Origin of the sequence: Pseudomonas sp. Marseille-Q5117 (genome assembly GCF_946901175.1) — a bacterium.
Classification (GTDB): domain Bacteria; phylum Pseudomonadota; class Gammaproteobacteria; order Pseudomonadales; family Pseudomonadaceae; genus Aquipseudomonas; species Aquipseudomonas iranensis.
Genome location: NZ_CAMPPP010000003.1, coordinates 255511 through 271904, shown reverse-complemented (window position 1 = coordinate 271904; position 16394 = coordinate 255511). Strand labels below are relative to the sequence as shown.

Below are 16394 nucleotides of genomic sequence, written 5' to 3'. Positions count from 1 at the left end.
GCAATCGCTTACATCGCTGCAGGAATATTAGGGCCTTTGTTTTTTTTCAGAGCACGCTAGAATGCGCCCCGAACGAGCGGAGAACTGTATGTGGCAACAGACTCTGATAACCCTGCGGGCAAGGCCCCGGGGCTTTCATCTAGTGACGGACGAGTTGCTCGCAGGCTTGCCTGAACTCAAGACCTGTCGGGTCGGTCTGTTGCATTTGTGGCTGCAGCACACGTCGGCGTCGTTGACCATCAACGAGAACGCCGATCCGGCAGTTCGTCGCGACTTCGAACGATTTTTCAATCGTCTGATCCCACAAGGAACGGACGGCTACGAGCACAACGATGAAGGCCCGGACGATCTCCCGGCGCACTTCAAGGCCAGCGTGCTGGGTTGCCAGATCAGCCTGCCGGTTTCGGCAGGGCGGCTGGCACTGGGTACCTGGCAAGGGATTTATCTGGGCGAGCACCGTGATCACGGCGGTGCCCGTAAAGTCCTCGCCACCTTGCACGGTGAACAGGCATGAGCCGCTGCCGGGCAGCGGTGGAAGATTTTTCAACGGCGGCTTCGACAGCCGCCCAAGCTGGTCTATAACTAATCTGCTTTTGGCAAGTCATGAGGTAGAACATGAGCGACGATGATCTGGAAAACGACGACCTCGAAGTAGGCGACGAAGACGAGGCCGAGGAAGGCCTGGAAGCGGCAGCGGAAGACGTTGCCGAAGACGATGGCGGTGACGACACGCCGGCCCCGGCTGCCAAAGGCAAAGCCAAGGCTGCGGTATCGGTCGACGAGTTGCCGAGCATCGAAGCCAAGAACAAGGAGCGTGACGCCCTGGCCAAGGCCATGGAAGAATTCCTTGCGCGCGGCGGCAAGGTGCAGGAAGTGGAGGCCAACGTGGTCGCCGATCCGCCCAAAAAGCCGGACAACAAGTACGGCAGCCGCCCTATCTGAGGCGCGTCGCTCGCTTGCTGAAAAAGCCCGCCGTCGCTGCGGGCTTTTTCATGCCTGGAATAAATGCGTTGAAAACAAATGCAGTCCCCGGTGGCAGCGAGCCTGCTCGCGAAGAGGGCATGTCAGCCGACATACATGTTGGATGACACACCGCATTCGCGAGCAGGCTCGCTCCCACAGGGCTGTAGATCAGTTCGAGGAAGCATTCCAGCGGGAGAGCACGGCGGGCAATTCGGTCAGGCTGCGAATCTCCGCATCCGGCAAGCGCTCCGCTTCCCAGACCTTGCCCGTCGGGTTGAACCACACCGCGCGCAAGCCTGCCTGCTGAGCGCCGGCAATGTCATCGCCAGGATGATCGCCGACATGCACCGCCGCTGCGGGGCTTACACCACCGCGCTGCAACGCTTCATGAAACAGCCGCGCATCCGGTTTGGCGATGCCGATGTCTTCGGCGCACAAGGCGAACTTGAAGTAATCCGCCAGCCCCAGTCGACGCACGTCGGCATTGCCATTGGTGACCACGCCGAGGGCGTAGTGATTGGCGAGCAGCTCCAGCAGCGGCTCGACTTCCGGGAACACTTCGATCTGATGCCGCGCATGCAGGAACACTTCAAAAGCCTTGTCAGCCAGCTCCGACGCCTCGCCGTGGGCGTACCCGGCTTCCTCCAGAGCATGGAACAGCACACGTCGACGCAGCGCGCTGATGCGGTGCTTGAGCCCCGGTTCGCCCGCCAGCACCCGCTCGCGAATCGACCACAAATGCTCCACCGGCACCGCGCCCAGATTCGACGCATGCTCGCTCAGCCATTCGCGCAACACGGTTTCGGCGCTGGCGATCACCGGCGCGGTATCCCACAAAGTGTCGTCGAGGTCGAAGGTGATCAACTGAATGCTCATGAATCATCGCCTTTCATGCGTTTGGCCCGAGGGTGGGCGCTGTCGTAGACCGCCGCCAGATGCTGGAAGTCGAGGTGGGTATAGATCTGTGTGGTTTTGATATCAGAGTGACCGAGCAATTCCTGCACCGCGCGCAGATCCTGTGAAGACTCGAGCAAATGGCTGGCGAACGAGTGCCGCAGCATGTGCGGATGCAGGTTCTGCCCCAGCTCGCGCTCGCCAGCCAGTTTGACCCGCACCTGAATCGCCCGCGGGCCGAGACGCCGGCCTTGCTGGCTGACAAACACCGCATCGTCCGCCGGGTTGGTCATGGCTCTAAGCGGCAACCAGTGTTCCAAGGCTTCGCGGGCCTTGGTGCCAACCGGCAACAGCCGGGTCTTGCTGCCCTTGCCGAGCACCTGAACCATGCCGTCGGCGAGGTCGAGTTGATCGAGATTGAGCCCGGTGAGCTCGGACAGGCGCAGGCCAGAGGAATAGAACAGCTCGAGAATCGCCTGATCGCGCCGGGCGAGAAAATCGTCCTCGACCGCACCTTCCAGCAATTGCAGGGCGCGGTCAGTATCGAGAGTCTTCGGCAGACGCCGTTCGCCTTTCGGCGGGGCCAGGCCGGTGGCCGGGTCGTGGTCGCACAGGCCTTCGCGATTCAAATAGTGATAGAGCCCGCGCACCGCCGAGAGCAGGCGGGCGAGGCTGCGCGAGGACTGGCCTTGCGCATGCAATCGGGCGATCAGGCTGCGCAGACGCTGGATATCCAGCGCGGCCCAGCTGCCGATGTTCTGCTTGATGCACCAGCCGAGGACTTTATCGAGGTCGCGGCGATAAGCCGACAGGGTGTGCGGCGACACCTGTCGCTCACTGCGCAGATGTTCGCAGTAAGCGTCCAGTTGTCGTTCCATGGTCAGCGTACCGAGCGCAGCGAGCTGTTGACCCGTGGCAGCACGCGGCCCATGACCTCGGCGATGTAACTGAGGAACAGGGTGCCGACCGAGCTCTTGTAGTGCTGCGGGTCACGGCTGGCGATAGCCAGAATGCCGTGGATACCCTGATGGCTGACGGCAACCACGGCGGTCGAGCCGATCTGCTGGCGCTGTTCTTCGCCGAAGAGGAAATCCAGCTCATGTTCACGCAGGCTGCCGCTGACGCTTTTGCCTTCGGTGAGCAGGCCACCGATCGCGGTTTGCGCGTCGGCGTGAGTCACCCAGCGGCCGACCGGGGCCGGGTTGTCGCCGAGCAGGATCAGGCTGACGAAGGGCACCTGGAAATCCTGACGCAGGCTGTCTTCAACGCTGATGACCACGTCTTCCAGGGTCGATGCATCCATCAGTGCGAGGATCAGTCGGCGGGTTTTTTCAAACAGGCGATCGTTGTCGCGGGCCACGTCCATCAGATGCGAAAGGCGATGGCGCATCTCGATATTGCGATCGCGCAGGATGGTCATCTGCCGCTCGACCAGCGACACGGTGTCGCCGCGTCGGTGCGGAATGCGCAACGACGGCAGCAGCTCTTCGTGCTCGACGAAGAAGTCCGGATGAGCCTCCAGGTAGGCGGCAACCGCGGCTGCCTCAAGGCTCTCGGACGCTGATTCGTCGACTGGTCGGGCGGGTACCTGTGGCTTGTCGGTCATGATTTCTGCTCGCTCAAAGACGCACTTGTCCTTCGTATACACGCACTGCCGGGCCGGTCATCAATACCGGTTCGCCCGGGCCGGCCCACTCGATGGACAGACGTCCGCCGGGCAGGTCGATCAACAGCGGCGAATCCATCCACCCCTGACTGATGGCCGCCACCGCCGCCGCACAGGCGCCGGTGCCGCAGGCCTGGGTTTCCCCGGCGCCGCGTTCCCAAACACGCAGTTGCGCGCGATGGCGGTCGATGACCTGAAGGAAGCCGACATTGACCCGCGCCGGAAAGCGCGGATGGTGCTCGATCTTCGGCCCCAGTTCATGCACCGGTGCGCTGTTGATGTCGTCCACGCGGATCACCGCATGGGGATTGCCCATCGACACGGCGGCCAGTTCGACCGTGGTGCCATCGACGTCCAGCGAATAGCTGCTGGCCTGCGCTGGCGCCTGGAATGGAATGTCTGCCGGCACCAGGCGCGGCGCGCCCATGTTCACGCCGATCTGGCCGTCGTTACGTACGTCCAGTTCGATGATGCCGCCCTTGGTCTCGACGCGGATCTGCCGCTTGGCAGTCAGACGCTTGTCGAGCACGAAGCGGGCGAAGCAGCGCGCACCGTTGCCGCACTGCTCCACTTCCGAACCGTCGGAGTTGAAGATCCGGTAGCGGAAATCCACATCCGGGTTGCTCGGCGCTTCGACGATCAGCAACTGGTCGAAACCGATCCCGGTGTGGCGGTCGCCCCATTGCTTGGCGTGTTTGGGCTGAATGTGCGCGTGCTGGCTGACCAGGTCGAGGACCATGAAGTCGTTGCCCAGGCCGTGCATTTTGGTAAAACGCAGCAGCATGGGTTACTCCGGCAGCAGGCTTTCGCCGGCAAACAGCTCGGCCACGGTTTCGCGGCGACGCACTTCAAAAACCTGATCACCATCCACCAGCACTTCAGCGGCACGGCCGCGAGTGTTGTAGTTGGAGCTCATGACGAAACCGTAGGCACCGGCCGAATGCACTGCCAGCAAGTCGCCTTCTTCCAGCGCCAGCTCGCGGTCCTTGGCGAGGAAGTCGCCGGTTTCGCAGATCGGGCCGACGATGTCGTACTTGCGTGCAGCGCTGTCGCGCGGTTTCACCGCGGTGACGTCCATCCACGCCTGATACAGCGCCGGGCGGATCAGGTCGTTCATCGCCGCGTCGACGATGGCGAAATCCTTGTGCTCGGTGTGCTTGAGGTATTCGACCTGCGTCAGCAACACGCCGCCATTGGCAACGATGAAGCGACCCGGTTCGAACACCAGCGCCAGATCACGCCCGTCGAGACGCTCGCGCACGGCTTTGATGTAGTCGGCAGCCAGCGGCGGCTCTTCATCGCGATAACGCACGCCCAGGCCGCCACCGAGATCGATGTGGCGCAGGTGAATGCCGCAATCGCCCAGACGGTCGACCAGATCGAGCAAGCGATCCAGGGCGTCAATGAATGGCGGCAGCGTGGTCAGTTGCGAACCGATGTGGCAGTCGACACCGACCACTTCCAGGTTCGGCAGATGCGCGGCGCGCACGTACACGTCTTCGGCGTCGGCAATGGCGATGCCGAACTTGTTCTCTTTCAGACCGGTGGAAATGTACGGGTGGGTGCCGGCATCGACGTCAGGGTTCACGCGCAGCGAAACCGGGGCGCGAACACCCAGCTCGGCGGCGACTACTTGCAGGCGCTCGAGCTCGTCGGTGGATTCGACGTTGAAGCAGTGCACGCCGACTTCGAGGGCGCGACGCATGTCGTCACGGGTCTTGCCGACGCCGGAGAAAACGATCTTGTCGGCGTTGCCACCTGCGGCCAGTACACGTTCCAGCTCGCCACGGGAAACGATGTCGAAACCGGCGCCGAGACGGGCCAGGACATTCAGTACACCGAGGTTGGAGTTGGCTTTGACCGCGAAGCAGACCAGATGCGGCATGCCAGCCAGCGCATCGGCGTAGGCCAGATACTGCGCTTCGATGTGCGCGCGCGAGTAGACATAGGTGGGCGTGCCGAAGCGGTCGGCGATGGCGGACAGCGCCACACCTTCCGCGAACAGTTCCCCGCCACGGTAGTTAAAAGCGTCCATGGCGATCCCTTAGTAAACGTCGTGCTTGTGAGCCTTGGATGGCTGCTTCTGCGAAGACTGGGCTTGTTCGGCCGGGTCCTGGTCGTCATCGGGCAGGTACAGCGGGCCTTTTTGACCACAGGCCGAAACCAGGCAGGCAACCGCGACGAGCGCAGCAAGGGAAGAGATCAGGCGCTTCATGGCGAAATCCTTGAAAATGCGTTAATTGCGCCGGAGTATACCGGCCACCCGGCAGCTTGCCTATGCGACGGGGTTCCCGTCCGGCGGGGCTCCTGTGATGCGCATCATCCCTGTGGGAGCGAGCCTGCTCGCGAAGGCGTCGGCAAATTCAACAGGCTCGTTGCCTGACACACCGCTTTCGCGAGCAGGCTCGCTCCCACGGGGGCGGTGCTGGATGGGCCGACAGGTGCTTGGTCGTTAATCTTTGCAATCGGCCGGCAGCGTCCGTATCTTTCGGCGCTTGAGCCTGATCAGACATTTTTGAGGTTGCCACAATGAGTTTGTCCGAAGCCCGTTTCCACGATCTGGTCGATGAAACCCAGGAAAAACTGGAAGACATATTTGACGAAAGCGATCTGGACATCGATCTGGAAAGCTCGGCAGGTGTCTTGACCGTCAAGTTCGAAAACGGCTCGCAGCTGATCTTCAGCCGCCAGGAGCCATTGCGTCAGCTGTGGCTGGCGGCCGTGTCCGGTGGCTTCCATTCGACTACGACGAAGAAAGCGAGCGCTGGATGTGCGACAAGAGCGAAGAGCAGCTGGGCGAAATGCTTCAGCGCCTCGTCAAGCAGCAGGCTGGCGCCGAATTCGATTTCGAAGGTCTGTGATTCGTGACGGATGCCGCGCCTGTTCGCCCGCCGAAGCCGCTTTACAGCAACGTCAGCCCGGCGGTGCCTTCGCCGTGCACGGGTGTATGTCGACTGGACGAGCAGAAAGTCTGCCTCGGCTGCGCGCGTCACGTCGAAGACATTCGCGAATGGCGCTCGGCCGATGATCAACGGCGCCGGGTGATTTGCCAGCAGGCTGCCGCACGAAAATCCCAAGCCTTTTGATATCGTGGCGAGGGGGTTTATCCCCGTTGGGGCGCGTAGCGGCCGCAAAATCTATACGGCTGCTGCGCAGCCGACGGGAATAAATCCCCTCGCCACAAGGGTTTCACCCAGGCAAAAAAGGGCGTGACTTGTATATTTTTTGAGCTGTGATAGTGTCCGCGAACGCCTCAAACCACCGAGGCACGGTGAAAACCCCGTCTTTTTTGGCGGGGTTTTGCTTTTTTTGTGCAGAAGAAAGGAGTCTGCCTGGATCATGACCGCACCTTCCATCACCCTTACCCGTCTGGACGTGCAACGTCTGGAGCGCTTGATCGACAGCCTGAACGAGAAAGACCAGGCAGCGCCGGGCGTGATCGCGCTGCAAACCGAACTGGATCGCGCCACCCTGGTAGGCCACGATGAAGTGCCGGCTGACGTCGTGACCATGAATTCCCGCGTGCATTGCCGCGAAGAAGGCAGTGGCAAGGATTACCACCTGACGCTGGTCTATCCCAAGGACGCCAACGCCGATGAAGGCAAGATTTCCATTCTGGCGCCGGTCGGCAGTGCGCTGCTGGGTCTGAAGGTCGGTCAGCACATCGATTGGCCGGCCCCGGGTGGCAAGTCGCTGAAACTGACCTTGCTGGAAGTGGAATCGCAACCGGTCAACGGCGGCGCCTTTCCCGAATAACTCCCCGCTTCAAACCTGTTCGAGCGCTTCATTCAACGAGCGCTCCAGGTCCGCCTTGTAGCGCAGATACAGATTGCTTGAACTGTGCCCGTCACCGAGCAACCCCGAGAGGTCGAGGTCGGTGATGTAGCAGCGATAGCGTTCGGTCTCGCGGCGCTGCTCGACGATCTCCCGGGCGACCACGCTGAACAACTGGTCGCCATGCTCCAGCTCGCTGAATTCACGCTGATTGCAATACAGGGTGACCTGCACTTCGCCGGGCGCGGCTTTACCGATGATCGCCTGTACGTCATAGAACGGTTTGTTCACCGGGGTCTGCGGTGCCGGCCGGGTTTCGACCCTGCGCGAGCGCCCCGGGCCTGACGGCAACAGCTGGTAATACAAAGTCTCGGGGCTGCCTGCAGGGCCACCGTCCATCGGCAATTGCGCTTCACGGCGGTATTGGATCGATTGCAGAAAACGCTGCAGCGGTACCAGCAGACTCTGCTCGTCGTGGTACGGCAGTTGCTGCTGCCACAGCGCATTGAATTCATCCAGCACGTACAGCTCGGCCTGCTGCTCGCTGATGCGGTAGAACACCTGAATGCACTCCGGCTGACCCATCGGCAGGATCAGCGCCAGGTCGCGATCTTCCAGTGCCATCGGGTCGAGATGCAGCGGGCTGTAGCGCGGTTGTTCTTCGCCCAGATAATCGAGCAGTGCCGGCAGAGTGGCGAGGGCGACATGGTTGACCTGACCCGGCACCAGCTCCAGCACGTGATAGTGCTGCTGCACCTGAATCAGGTAGCGATGATTCAACTCGCTGAGCAACAGGGTCTGCGCGGTGTCGACGATTTCCTCGACGCGGCGGGCAATGAATTGCGCGCGGTTGTGGCAGAAACAGCGCACCTTCAGCGACGGCTGCACCGGGCCGCGCGGCAGGTTGTTGAGGTAATCGCGCAGGCAGTCGAGCAGTGCATGCGGGCCGTCGAAACGATTGACCAGCACTTCGTTCCAGCTGTTGAGCGTGACTTGATCGAGGGTCAGCACCAGGTTTTCGCGCACGCCGGCATAGCTCAGCGAGTCGGTGCGTTCGGTGGTCATCAGGATGTTCAGATCACGGTGATGCTTGAGCGGGTCGACGCCGACGTTGATCAGCAGCAGCACTTCGCTGGGCACAGCGGCACGCAGCAAGGGCTCTTCGGCGACGGTGGACAAGGGCAGGGCGATGCACTGCTGCAGGCTGCCGAGCAGGTTGAACAGTTCGAACTCGCTCAAGTCGCTGGTGCCCGGATGCAGGGCCAGGCGGGTGCTGCTGTCGATCACGCCGTTGCGGTGGCACCAGGTCAGCAGTTCAAGCAGCTCGCGACTGCGCTTGATCGGTGCGAAATGTTCCCACTCCAGCGCCGTCAGGCTGCCGTTGTACAGGCCCCACTGGGTCTGCCCCGGCTCTTTTTTGTTCGGCGACTGCACCAGGGTCAGGGTGTCTTCGGCCAGGTCCGGGGCGATGCCCGGATTGATGAACTCGACTTTGTCGGCCTTGCGCTCGAACGCTGCGTATAGGCGCCTGCCGAGGACATTGAGGTCGCGCTTGTTGATCAGGCTGACGGTCTGTTCGCTGCGGGCGAACTGGGTCAGGAAGCGATAGCTGTAGTTAAGTTCGTTGACCAGTGCGCGGCGCTCGGCGCTGACCTGGCGGACTTTCCACTGACTGCGGCTGTCGAGCAGCGCCAGTTGCCGTTGATCCCAATGCCACTCGCCAGCCAGGCGTTCGAGCAGTGCGCGTTGCCAGCCTTGGCTGCGGCTGTTGCCGGTGAGCTTGCGGTTGACCTTCAGATACAGCGCGCGGCGCACCAGTTCAAGACGCTCCGGTTCGTTGCGGGCGATCAGGTATTCCTCGATACGCCGGTACACGACCATGTACGGGTCAAGCTCATCGAGATCGAGCTGATTGGCGAACACGGCTTTCTTGAAGCGCAGGCTCAGGCACTGCACGTGCGGATGTTCGCTGGCGTACACCTCGGTCAGCAGCAGTTTGAGCACCGACTTGTAGGGCGACTCGATGCCTTTGAACAACTGCCACAATCCGGCACCGATGAACTCCCCGGGCGGAATGGTCGCCATCGGCCCGAGATCCAGGGTTTCGTCGGCGCGAATGAAGCGTTTGGACAGCAGGGTGTGGGTGTAGGCGTCGTAGGCTGTTTCTTCATAAACCGGCACCAGCCACCAGATCGGCGTGCGCCCGGCCAGCCAGATCGCCGTGCGATAAAACTCGTCGAGCAGCAGATAGTGCTGGGTGCTGCCGCAGTTGTCCGAACTGAGCTTGGAATCGCGTTCGCCTTTGACGAAGCGCGTGGGGTCGATCAGGAAGAAATGCGCTTCGGCACCCTGGCTCGCAGCCCAGGCTTCCAGCAATTGGCACTTCTTGCTCAGCTCGGCGAGCTCGCTTTCGCTCAGGTCCGGCCCATGGCAGACCCACACGTCCATGTCGCTCTGATCGGCCTGGGCCAGTGTGCCGAGGCTGCCCATCAGGAACAGGCCGTGGATCGGTCGCGGCGGGTTGCTGCCGTGGCGCGGCCTGTAAGAGAACGAGCGAGTCAGGCGCTGCGCCTCGGTCAGCGCATTGGCGTCCGGCTCATAATTCGAAAGCCCCGCCGGCGTACTGCCCGAGACATAGCCGGGCAGCAACGGATGATTGACGTGAAAGAACAGCGGCAACAGCGTCAACACGCTTTGCTGGCGCGTCGACAAGCCTTCGAGGGCGCGGCCGAGGCGGCCTTCATTGAGTTTGAGAAAACGTGCGCGCAGTTGGCTGAGGACCTTGCGGTCGATGCCTTCGTCCAGGTCGGGGCGGATTTCGTGGGTGCGGGTCATGTCAGCTCAAACCGGCTTGCAGGCTCGGACGTAGAGGGTCTCGGAATGGCCGCAGTTTAGCCGCTGCGCGGGAAGACGTTTAAGCTGAATTTGTTTTTTGGCGGCAGATTTTTATCGACGCAGACCGGGCAAGCCCGCGGAAATCCCGTGGCAGGAGTTCCCGTGGGCAAAGTCAGAGAAATCAGGCGGTTTCCTGTTCTTTCAAAATCGTCAGTACGGTCTGCACGTTTTGCGCGGCATCGCGACCGAGGCTGGTCAGATAACCGCCATCGGGCTGGTCGGTGAGTTCTTTTTCAAAGAGGCGCTGGGCAGCAGCGATGTGTTTCGGGGCAGCAGTCTGATGAATTTTCAGACCTTCCTGGGAACTGTCCAGGTTGAAGAGTGCAAGGACTTCCAGTTCGGCAACCAACTCAGGGGTAAGCGACATAAGGACTCCAGACTTTCTAGGAATTGGACGACAGCGCCTCTAAGGTGAACCCGCTGGTGCAGCATGTCCAGTGCTCGGATCAGGGGATTTTGTCTTGAGGCGAATTCCAGTGTAGTCGGGCGGCAGCAGATGGCTGGATGGATGCGTAACAAACCTTGTGGGAGCGAGCCTGCTCGCTCCCACAGGAATGATGTGGTTACTGCTTTTCCGGTGGCAGCTCTGGCAAAGCGCGCAGTGCCGCTTCGTACCACTGGGTGTCGAACGGGCGATCTTCATCGAGCATCGCGTCAATTTCGAAAGCCAGCACGTGGGCCATCAGATTGAGGATCTCCTCACGGTCCATGCCGACCAGAGTCAGCTTGTTCAACGTCGCCTTGGCCGCCGGCGGGTTGTCGCTTTCGATCTGGTTCTCGATGGCTTCGATCAGGGTCGCTTCGGTGAATGCTTCTTCGTCGTCATCGTTGACGATATCTGTCGGCTCGCTCATGGCAGGCTCCTCAGGGAAAGGCGCCAGTTTACCCGCATTCAGCGGCGTGATGCTGCTGGCGGGAAACGCCGCGGCGATCTATAAACAGGCACTGCCCACCCCGCACGGCCTGGAGGCTCTGTGATGTTCAAGCTCTACGGATTCGCTGTCAGCAACTACTACAACATGGTCAAACTGGCACTGCTGGAAAAAGGCCTGCCCTTCGAAGAGGTGACCTTCTACCCGACGCAGACACCGGAGTCACTGGCAATCAGTCCGCGTGGCAAGGTCCCGGTGCTGGGTGTCGACGCCGGTTATATCAACGAAACCGCGATCATCCTCGAATACCTCGAACAAGCACCAAAGGGCACGCCACTCCTGCCCAGCGACCCGTTCGAGCGCGCGCAGGTATTGGCAATTGCCAAGGAGATCGAGTTGTACATCGAGTTGCCGGGGCGTGCCTGCTATGGCGAGGCGTTTTTCGGTATGACATTGCCGGAGCCGATCAAGGAGAAGACCCGGACTGAACTGTTGCTGGGCTTCGCCGCGCTGGGCCGTCATGGCAAGTTCGCCCCGTACGTGGCGGGTGACAGCCTGAGCATTGCCGATCTGTATTTCCTCTACAGCGTGCCGCTGGCCTGTGCGGTCGGGCAGAAGTTGTTCGGCATTGATCTGCTGGCCGAGATGCCGCAGGCGAAGGCGCTGCTGGAGCGGCTTGAGCAGAATCCGCATGTGCAGAAGATCGCGGCGGACAAGGACGCGGCGATGCCGGCGTTTTTGGCGATGATTGCTGCCAAGAAGTGAATTTTGTAGCGCTCTGAAGGAAGCCTTCGCGAGCAGGCTCGCTCCCACATTGAGCCGGTGATGAACACAAAATTTGTGAACATCCAGAATCCCTGTGGGAGCGAGCCTGCTCGCGAAGCTCTTGGTTTTTAGCGGCTGGCGATTAGGGCCTGACCGCGCGCCACCGCAGCCTTGACCTGCGCCGGTGCAGTCCCGCCAATATGGTCGCGGGCATTCAACGAGCCTTCGAGGGTCAGCACGGCAAACACGTCCTGCTCGATCTGATCGCTGAACTGACGCAGTTCTTCCAGGCTCATCTCGGCCAGATCCTTACCCGTGTCGACGCCGTATTTCACCGCGTGGCCAACGATTTCATGGCAGTCGCGGAACGGCAGGCCACGGCGCACCAGATAATCCGCCAGGTCGGTCGCGGTGGAGAAACCGCGCAGTGCCGCTTCACGCATGATCGCGTGTTTCGGCTTGATCGCCGGGATCATGTCGGCAAACGCGCGCAGCGAATCGCGCAGGGTGTCGGCGGCGTCGAACAGCGGTTCCTTGTCTTCCTGGTTGTCCTTGTTGTAGGCCAGTGGCTGGCCTTTCATCAGGGTCAGCAGGCCCATCAGCGCGCCGAACACACGGCCGGTCTTGCCGCGTACCAGCTCGGGCACGTCGGGGTTTTTCTTTTGCGGCATGATCGAGCTGCCGGTGCAGAAACGGTCCGGCAGATCGATGAACTGGAACTGCGCGCTGGTCCACAGCACCAGCTCTTCGGAAAAACGCGACAGGTGCATCATCGCGATGCTCGCGGCCGAGCAGAATTCGATGGCGAAGTCGCGATCGGAAACGTTGTCCAGCGAGTTGCCGCCGACGGCGTCGAAGCCGAGCAGTTGCGCGGTGTATTCGCGGTCGATCGGGTAGGTCGTGCCGGCCAGCGCGGCGCTGCCCAGCGGCATGCGGTTGGTGCGCTTGCGGCAGTCGACCAGACGCTCGTAGTCGCGGCTGAGCATTTCGAACCAGGCCAGCATGTGGTGCCCGAAGGTCACAGGCTGCGCGGTCTGCAAGTGGGTGAAGCCCGGCATGATGCTCGCGGCCTCACGCTCGGCCTGCTCCAGCAGGCCTTTTTGCAGGCGGGTGATCTCGGCGAGGATCAGGTCGATTTCATCGCGCAGCCACAGGCGGATATCGGTGGCGACCTGGTCGTTGCGGCTGCGCCCGGTGTGGAGCTTTTTACCGGTGACGCCGATGCGGTCGGTCAGGCGTGCTTCGATGTTCATGTGCACGTCTTCGAGGTCGACGCGCCAGTCGAACTGGCCGGCCTCGATTTCGCCCTGAATGGTCTTCAGGCCATCGATGATGCTGTCGCGCTCGGCATCGGTCAGCACGCCGACCTTGGCCAGCATGGTGGCGTGGGCGATCGAGCCCATGATGTCGTGGCGATACAGGCGCTGGTCGAAAGTGACGGAGGCGGTGAAGCGGGCGACGAAGGCGTCGACGGGTTCACTGAAGCGGCCGCCCCAGGACTGATTGGTCTTGTCAGTGCTCATGAATTCGCTCGTATCGGCTTGAAGAAATGGCGTGAAACGCTGGCGCGGATAATAACAGGGTTGCCAATCCTGTCGCTGACACCGGTCGATAGGTTTTTTCGCGGATGTGTCAGGCATGTCCGGCGCGGTCTGCAAGGAATTTACAAAAGGATATTTTTTGATTGAGCAATATCGTTCCGACGAACGTCTACAGTGGACATAAGGGTCGGTGCGAATGCGGATCATGCAAAGGTCCGGCCACTGGCTATAAGAAGAGGGGGCGGGTGAGTTGTACAACGGTCACCCACCGTGAGAAACGCAGGAAACACTGGGCTCCGAGCGGTACGACCCGGACGCTGGCAAATATTGCTGGCCGACGTACGGCACTTTTTGGCGCTCGGGCTAGTCTTAGCGTGGATCGCGGTGACGGAGGTCACTACACCTGTCTACGCTATCCTTGTGCGAGACTCACGCAGGAATCCAGCGCAATATGAATGTCCTGATCGTTGATGACGAACCCCTGGCTCGCGAGCGCCTAAGCCGTATGGTGAGCGAGCTCGAGGGTTACACAGTCCTGGAGCCCAGTGCCACGAATGGCGAGGAGGCGTTAGCGCTGATCGACAGCCACAAGCCGGATATCGTGCTGCTCGATATCCGCATGCCGGGCCTCGATGGCCTGCAGGTTGCTGCCCGACTGTGCGAACGAGAGACGCCGCCGGCCGTGGTGTTTTGCACCAGTCCCGATGAATTTGCCGTGGAAGCCCTGCAGGCCAGCGCCGTGGGCTATGTGGTGAAACCTGTGCGAACCGAACACTTGAATGAAGCCCTGAAGCGGGCTGAACGTCCCAACCGGGCGCAACTCTCGGCCCTGACCCGTCCCGCTGCCGAAAGTGGCAACGGCCCACGCAGCCACATCAGCGCACGGACCCGTAAAGGCATCGAGCTGATTCCGCTGGATCAGGTGGTCTACTTCATCGCCGACCACAAATACGTGACCCTGCGTCACGAAGCCGGCGAGGTGCTGCTCGACGAACCCCTCAAAGCCCTTGAAGACGAATTCGGCGAACGCTTTGTGCGTATCCACCGCAATGCGCTGGTCGCTCGTGATCGCATCGAGCGATTGCAACGCACACCACTGGGACATTTCCAGTTGTTCCTCAAAGGCCTCAATGGCGATGCACTGATTGTCAGCCGGCGGCATGTTGCCGGTGTGCGCAAGATGATGCAGGGGCTTTGACCCGGTCCTCACCGGGCCTTTCGAGTTCTTTTATCCGGCATGGCTGGCCAGGGAGGGCACGCCGGTTCTGATTCAGGTCAAAGTGGAATTGACTGAGCTGTTATTATCCGCCGTATCTATTCAGTACGGATTGTTCCATGTCCCCTCGCGAAATCCGCATCGCCACCCGTAAAAGTGCGCTGGCCCTCTGGCAGGCCGAATACGTCAAAGCCCGTCTCGAGGCGGCCCACCCGGGCCTGCTGGTGACGCTGGTGCCCATGGTCAGTCGCGGCGACAAGCTGCTCGACTCGCCACTGTCGAAGATCGGCGGCAAGGGTCTGTTCGTCAAGGAACTGGAAACCGCGCTGCTGGAAAACCAGGCCGACATCGCCGTGCATTCGATGAAAGACGTGCCGATGGATTTCCCGCAAGGGCTGGGCCTGTTCTGTATCTGCGAGCGCGAAGATCCGCGCGATGCTTTCGTCTCCAACACCTACGCCAGTCTTGAAGCGCTGCCTGCCGGGGCCATCGTCGGCACTTCGAGCCTGCGTCGGCAAACGCAATTGCTGGCGCGGCGTCCCGATCTGCAGATCCGTTTCCTGCGCGGCAACGTCAACACCCGTTTGGCCAAGCTCGACGCCGGCGAGTACGACGCGATCATCCTCGCCGCGGCCGGTCTGATCCGCCTGGGTTTCGAGGAGCGCATCACATCGGCGATCAGTGTCGATGACAGCCTGCCGGCCGGTGGCCAGGGCGCGGTCGGCATCGAATGCCGCAGCGCCGACCACGAAATCCACGCCTTGCTCGCGCCTTTGCATCACGCCGATACCGCTTCGCGGGTGAACGCCGAACGCGCCCTCAACAAACATTTGAACGGCGGCTGCCAAGTGCCGATCGCCTGTTACGCCGTGCTTGAAGGCGAGCAGTTGTGGTTGCGCGGTCTGGTCGGCGAGCCGAGTGGTGGCAAGCTGCTCAGTGCCGAAGCCCGGGCGCCGCGTGCCGACGCGGAAATCTTGGGTGTGCAGGTCGCTGAAGACCTGCTCAAGCAAGGCGCTGACGACATTCTCAAAGCGGTGTACGGCGAGGCGGGTCACGAGTGACGGCCTGGCGCCTGCTGCTGACGCGCCCTGCGGATGATTGCGCGGCGCTGGCCGAACAGTTGGCCGGGCACGGGATTTTCAGCAGTTGCCTGCCGCTTCTGGACATTGTTCCGCTGCCGCTCTCTGACACTATTCGCCAGACGATTTCGCGATTGCCCGCTTGTAGCGCAGTGATTGTGGTCAGCAAACCGGCGGCGCGGATCGCGGTGGATCTGCTCAAGTCCCAAGGCACGGCGCCATTGAGCATGCCGTGGTTCAGCGTCGGCGCGGCGACCGCAGGCATTCTTCGTGAGCATGGTCTCGATGTCAGCTTCCCGGCTGACGGCGATGACAGTGAAGCCTTGCTGCAATTGCCGCGTCTGCGCGAGGCGCTCGACCAGTCCGGCGCGCAGGTGATGATCCTGCGCGGCGAGGGCGGTCGTGAACTGCTCGCCGAGCGCCTGCGCGCGCTTGGTGCTAGTGTCGAGTATCTGGAGTTGTATCGCCGCGATCTGCCAGCCTACCCGTCAAACGAGCTGCCACGGCGGATCGAAGCGGAACGCTTGAACGGGCTGGTGGTCAGCAGTGGACAGGGTTTCGAGCACCTGCGGCAGATGGCCGGCGATGCCTGGCCGAAGATTGCGCAGTTGCCGTTGTTTGTTCCAAGCCCGAGGGTCGCCGAGCTGGCACGTGCCGCCGGGGCTCAAACAGTTGTGGATTGCCGCGGCGCAAGTGCCGCGGCTTTGCTGACGGCGTTACGGGAATGTC

General features: G+C 61.6%; 17 protein-coding genes and 3 pseudogenes. 10 read left to right on the top strand and 10 right to left on the bottom strand.

Translation table 11 applies throughout. From position 1 onward, the window contains the following. Positions 1-88 precede the first annotated feature (88 nt). Positions 89-514, top strand: a complete 426-nt coding sequence (locus OC605_RS07125) for a secondary thiamine-phosphate synthase enzyme YjbQ (protein WP_039757391.1) — start codon at positions 89-91, stop codon at positions 512-514. A gap of 101 nt (positions 515-615) precedes the next feature. After that, complete coding sequence (gene sutA, locus OC605_RS07120; RefSeq protein ID WP_016772583.1) at positions 616-942, top strand: transcriptional regulator SutA; 327 nt, start codon at positions 616-618, stop codon at positions 940-942. 189 nt (positions 943-1131) lie between these two features. Here sutA and OC605_RS07115 read toward each other — a convergent pair whose 3' ends face one another. Genes OC605_RS07115 through lptM form a run of 6 tightly spaced genes read right to left on the bottom strand, consistent with a single transcriptional unit; the run spans position 1132 to position 5738 of the window. After that, on the bottom strand, positions 1132-1839 hold the full coding sequence (locus OC605_RS07115) for an HAD family hydrolase (RefSeq protein WP_122698695.1): 708 nt from the start codon (positions 1837-1839) through the stop codon (positions 1132-1134). Continuing rightward, entirely contained in the window at positions 1836-2735 is a 900-nt protein-coding gene (gene xerC, locus OC605_RS07110; RefSeq protein ID WP_024014773.1) for a tyrosine recombinase XerC, read from the bottom strand. The genes OC605_RS07115 and xerC overlap by 4 nt, the downstream gene beginning before the upstream one ends. A 2-nt stretch (positions 2736-2737) precedes the next feature. Next, positions 2738-3463 (bottom strand): DUF484 family protein, encoded by a 726-nt coding sequence (locus tag OC605_RS07105; RefSeq protein WP_024014772.1) that lies wholly within the window; start codon positions 3461-3463, stop codon positions 2738-2740. 13 nt (positions 3464-3476) lie between these two features. Next, positions 3477-4307, bottom strand: a complete 831-nt coding sequence (gene dapF / locus OC605_RS07100) for a diaminopimelate epimerase (RefSeq protein ID WP_016772587.1) — start codon at positions 4305-4307, stop codon at positions 3477-3479. A gap of 3 nt (positions 4308-4310) precedes the next feature. Further along, complete coding sequence (gene lysA / locus OC605_RS07095) at positions 4311-5558, bottom strand: diaminopimelate decarboxylase (RefSeq protein ID WP_186569457.1); 1248 nt, start codon at positions 5556-5558, stop codon at positions 4311-4313. A gap of 9 nt (positions 5559-5567) precedes the next feature. Beyond that, the gene (gene lptM, locus OC605_RS07090) at positions 5568-5738 is read right to left on the bottom strand and encodes an LPS translocon maturation chaperone LptM (RefSeq protein WP_016772589.1); all 171 of its coding nucleotides are present in this window, start codon (positions 5736-5738) and stop codon (positions 5568-5570) included. A 377-nt stretch (positions 5739-6115) separates the two neighbouring features. Between lptM and cyaY the strand changes: the two are divergent. The 3 genes and pseudogenes from cyaY (at position 6116) to rnk (ending at position 7279) form a co-directional block, all read left to right on the top strand. Next, a pseudogene (gene cyaY, locus OC605_RS28135) lies at positions 6116-6384 on the top strand (iron donor protein CyaY). A 3-nt stretch (positions 6385-6387) separates the two neighbouring features. Beyond that, positions 6388-6609 (top strand): DUF1289 domain-containing protein, encoded by a 222-nt coding sequence (locus OC605_RS07075; RefSeq protein WP_262136584.1) that lies wholly within the window; start codon positions 6388-6390, stop codon positions 6607-6609. Positions 6610-6862: 253 nt separating this feature from the next. After that, a complete protein-coding gene (rnk, locus tag OC605_RS07070) occupies positions 6863-7279 on the top strand; it encodes a nucleoside diphosphate kinase regulator (protein WP_262136583.1) in 417 nt (138 codons plus the stop codon). Positions 7280-7288: 9 nt separating this feature from the next. Here rnk and OC605_RS07065 read toward each other — a convergent pair whose 3' ends face one another. The 3 genes from OC605_RS07065 to OC605_RS07055 all read right to left on the bottom strand — a co-directional run bounded on the left by OC605_RS07065 (position 7289) and on the right by OC605_RS07055 (position 11046). Then, positions 7289-10132: a class I adenylate cyclase gene (locus tag OC605_RS07065; protein ID WP_262136582.1), complete on the bottom strand. Its 2844-nt coding sequence runs from the start codon at positions 10130-10132 to the stop codon at positions 7289-7291. 181 nt (positions 10133-10313) lie between these two features. Further along, a complete protein-coding gene (locus OC605_RS07060; RefSeq protein WP_016772594.1) occupies positions 10314-10559 on the bottom strand; it encodes a TIGR02647 family protein in 246 nt (81 codons plus the stop codon). 196 nt (positions 10560-10755) lie between these two features. Beyond that, a complete protein-coding gene (locus tag OC605_RS07055; RefSeq protein ID WP_122698690.1) occupies positions 10756-11046 on the bottom strand; it encodes a hypothetical protein in 291 nt (96 codons plus the stop codon). A gap of 123 nt (positions 11047-11169) precedes the next feature. Here OC605_RS07055 and OC605_RS07050 point away from each other — a divergent pair, with 123 nt between their 5' ends. Further along, positions 11170-11829, top strand: a complete 660-nt coding sequence (locus OC605_RS07050; protein WP_262136581.1) for a glutathione S-transferase — start codon at positions 11170-11172, stop codon at positions 11827-11829. A gap of 128 nt (positions 11830-11957) precedes the next feature. Here the strand turns inward: OC605_RS07050 and argH are convergent, their stop codons facing one another. Next, positions 11958-13352 (bottom strand): argininosuccinate lyase, encoded by a 1395-nt coding sequence (argH, locus tag OC605_RS07045; protein ID WP_262136580.1) that lies wholly within the window; start codon positions 13350-13352, stop codon positions 11958-11960. 314 nt (positions 13353-13666) lie between these two features. Here argH and OC605_RS07040 point away from each other — a divergent pair. The 4 genes and pseudogenes from OC605_RS07040 to OC605_RS07025 form a co-directional block, all read left to right on the top strand. Then, positions 13667-13825, top strand: a pseudogene (locus OC605_RS07040) (sensor histidine kinase); the annotation flags it as partial. Beyond that, positions 13822-14568: a LytR/AlgR family response regulator transcription factor gene (locus tag OC605_RS07035; protein WP_016772598.1), complete on the top strand. Its 747-nt coding sequence runs from the start codon at positions 13822-13824 to the stop codon at positions 14566-14568. The pseudogene OC605_RS07040 and the gene OC605_RS07035, both read left to right, overlap by 4 nt. Positions 14569-14705: 137 nt before the next feature. After that, positions 14706-15647, top strand: a complete 942-nt coding sequence (gene hemC, locus OC605_RS07030; protein ID WP_110599874.1) for a hydroxymethylbilane synthase — start codon at positions 14706-14708, stop codon at positions 15645-15647. After that, positions 15644-16390 (top strand): annotated as a pseudogene (locus tag OC605_RS07025) (uroporphyrinogen-III synthase); the annotation flags it as partial. The gene hemC and the pseudogene OC605_RS07025, both read left to right, overlap by 4 nt. Positions 16391-16394: the final 4 nt, after the last annotated feature.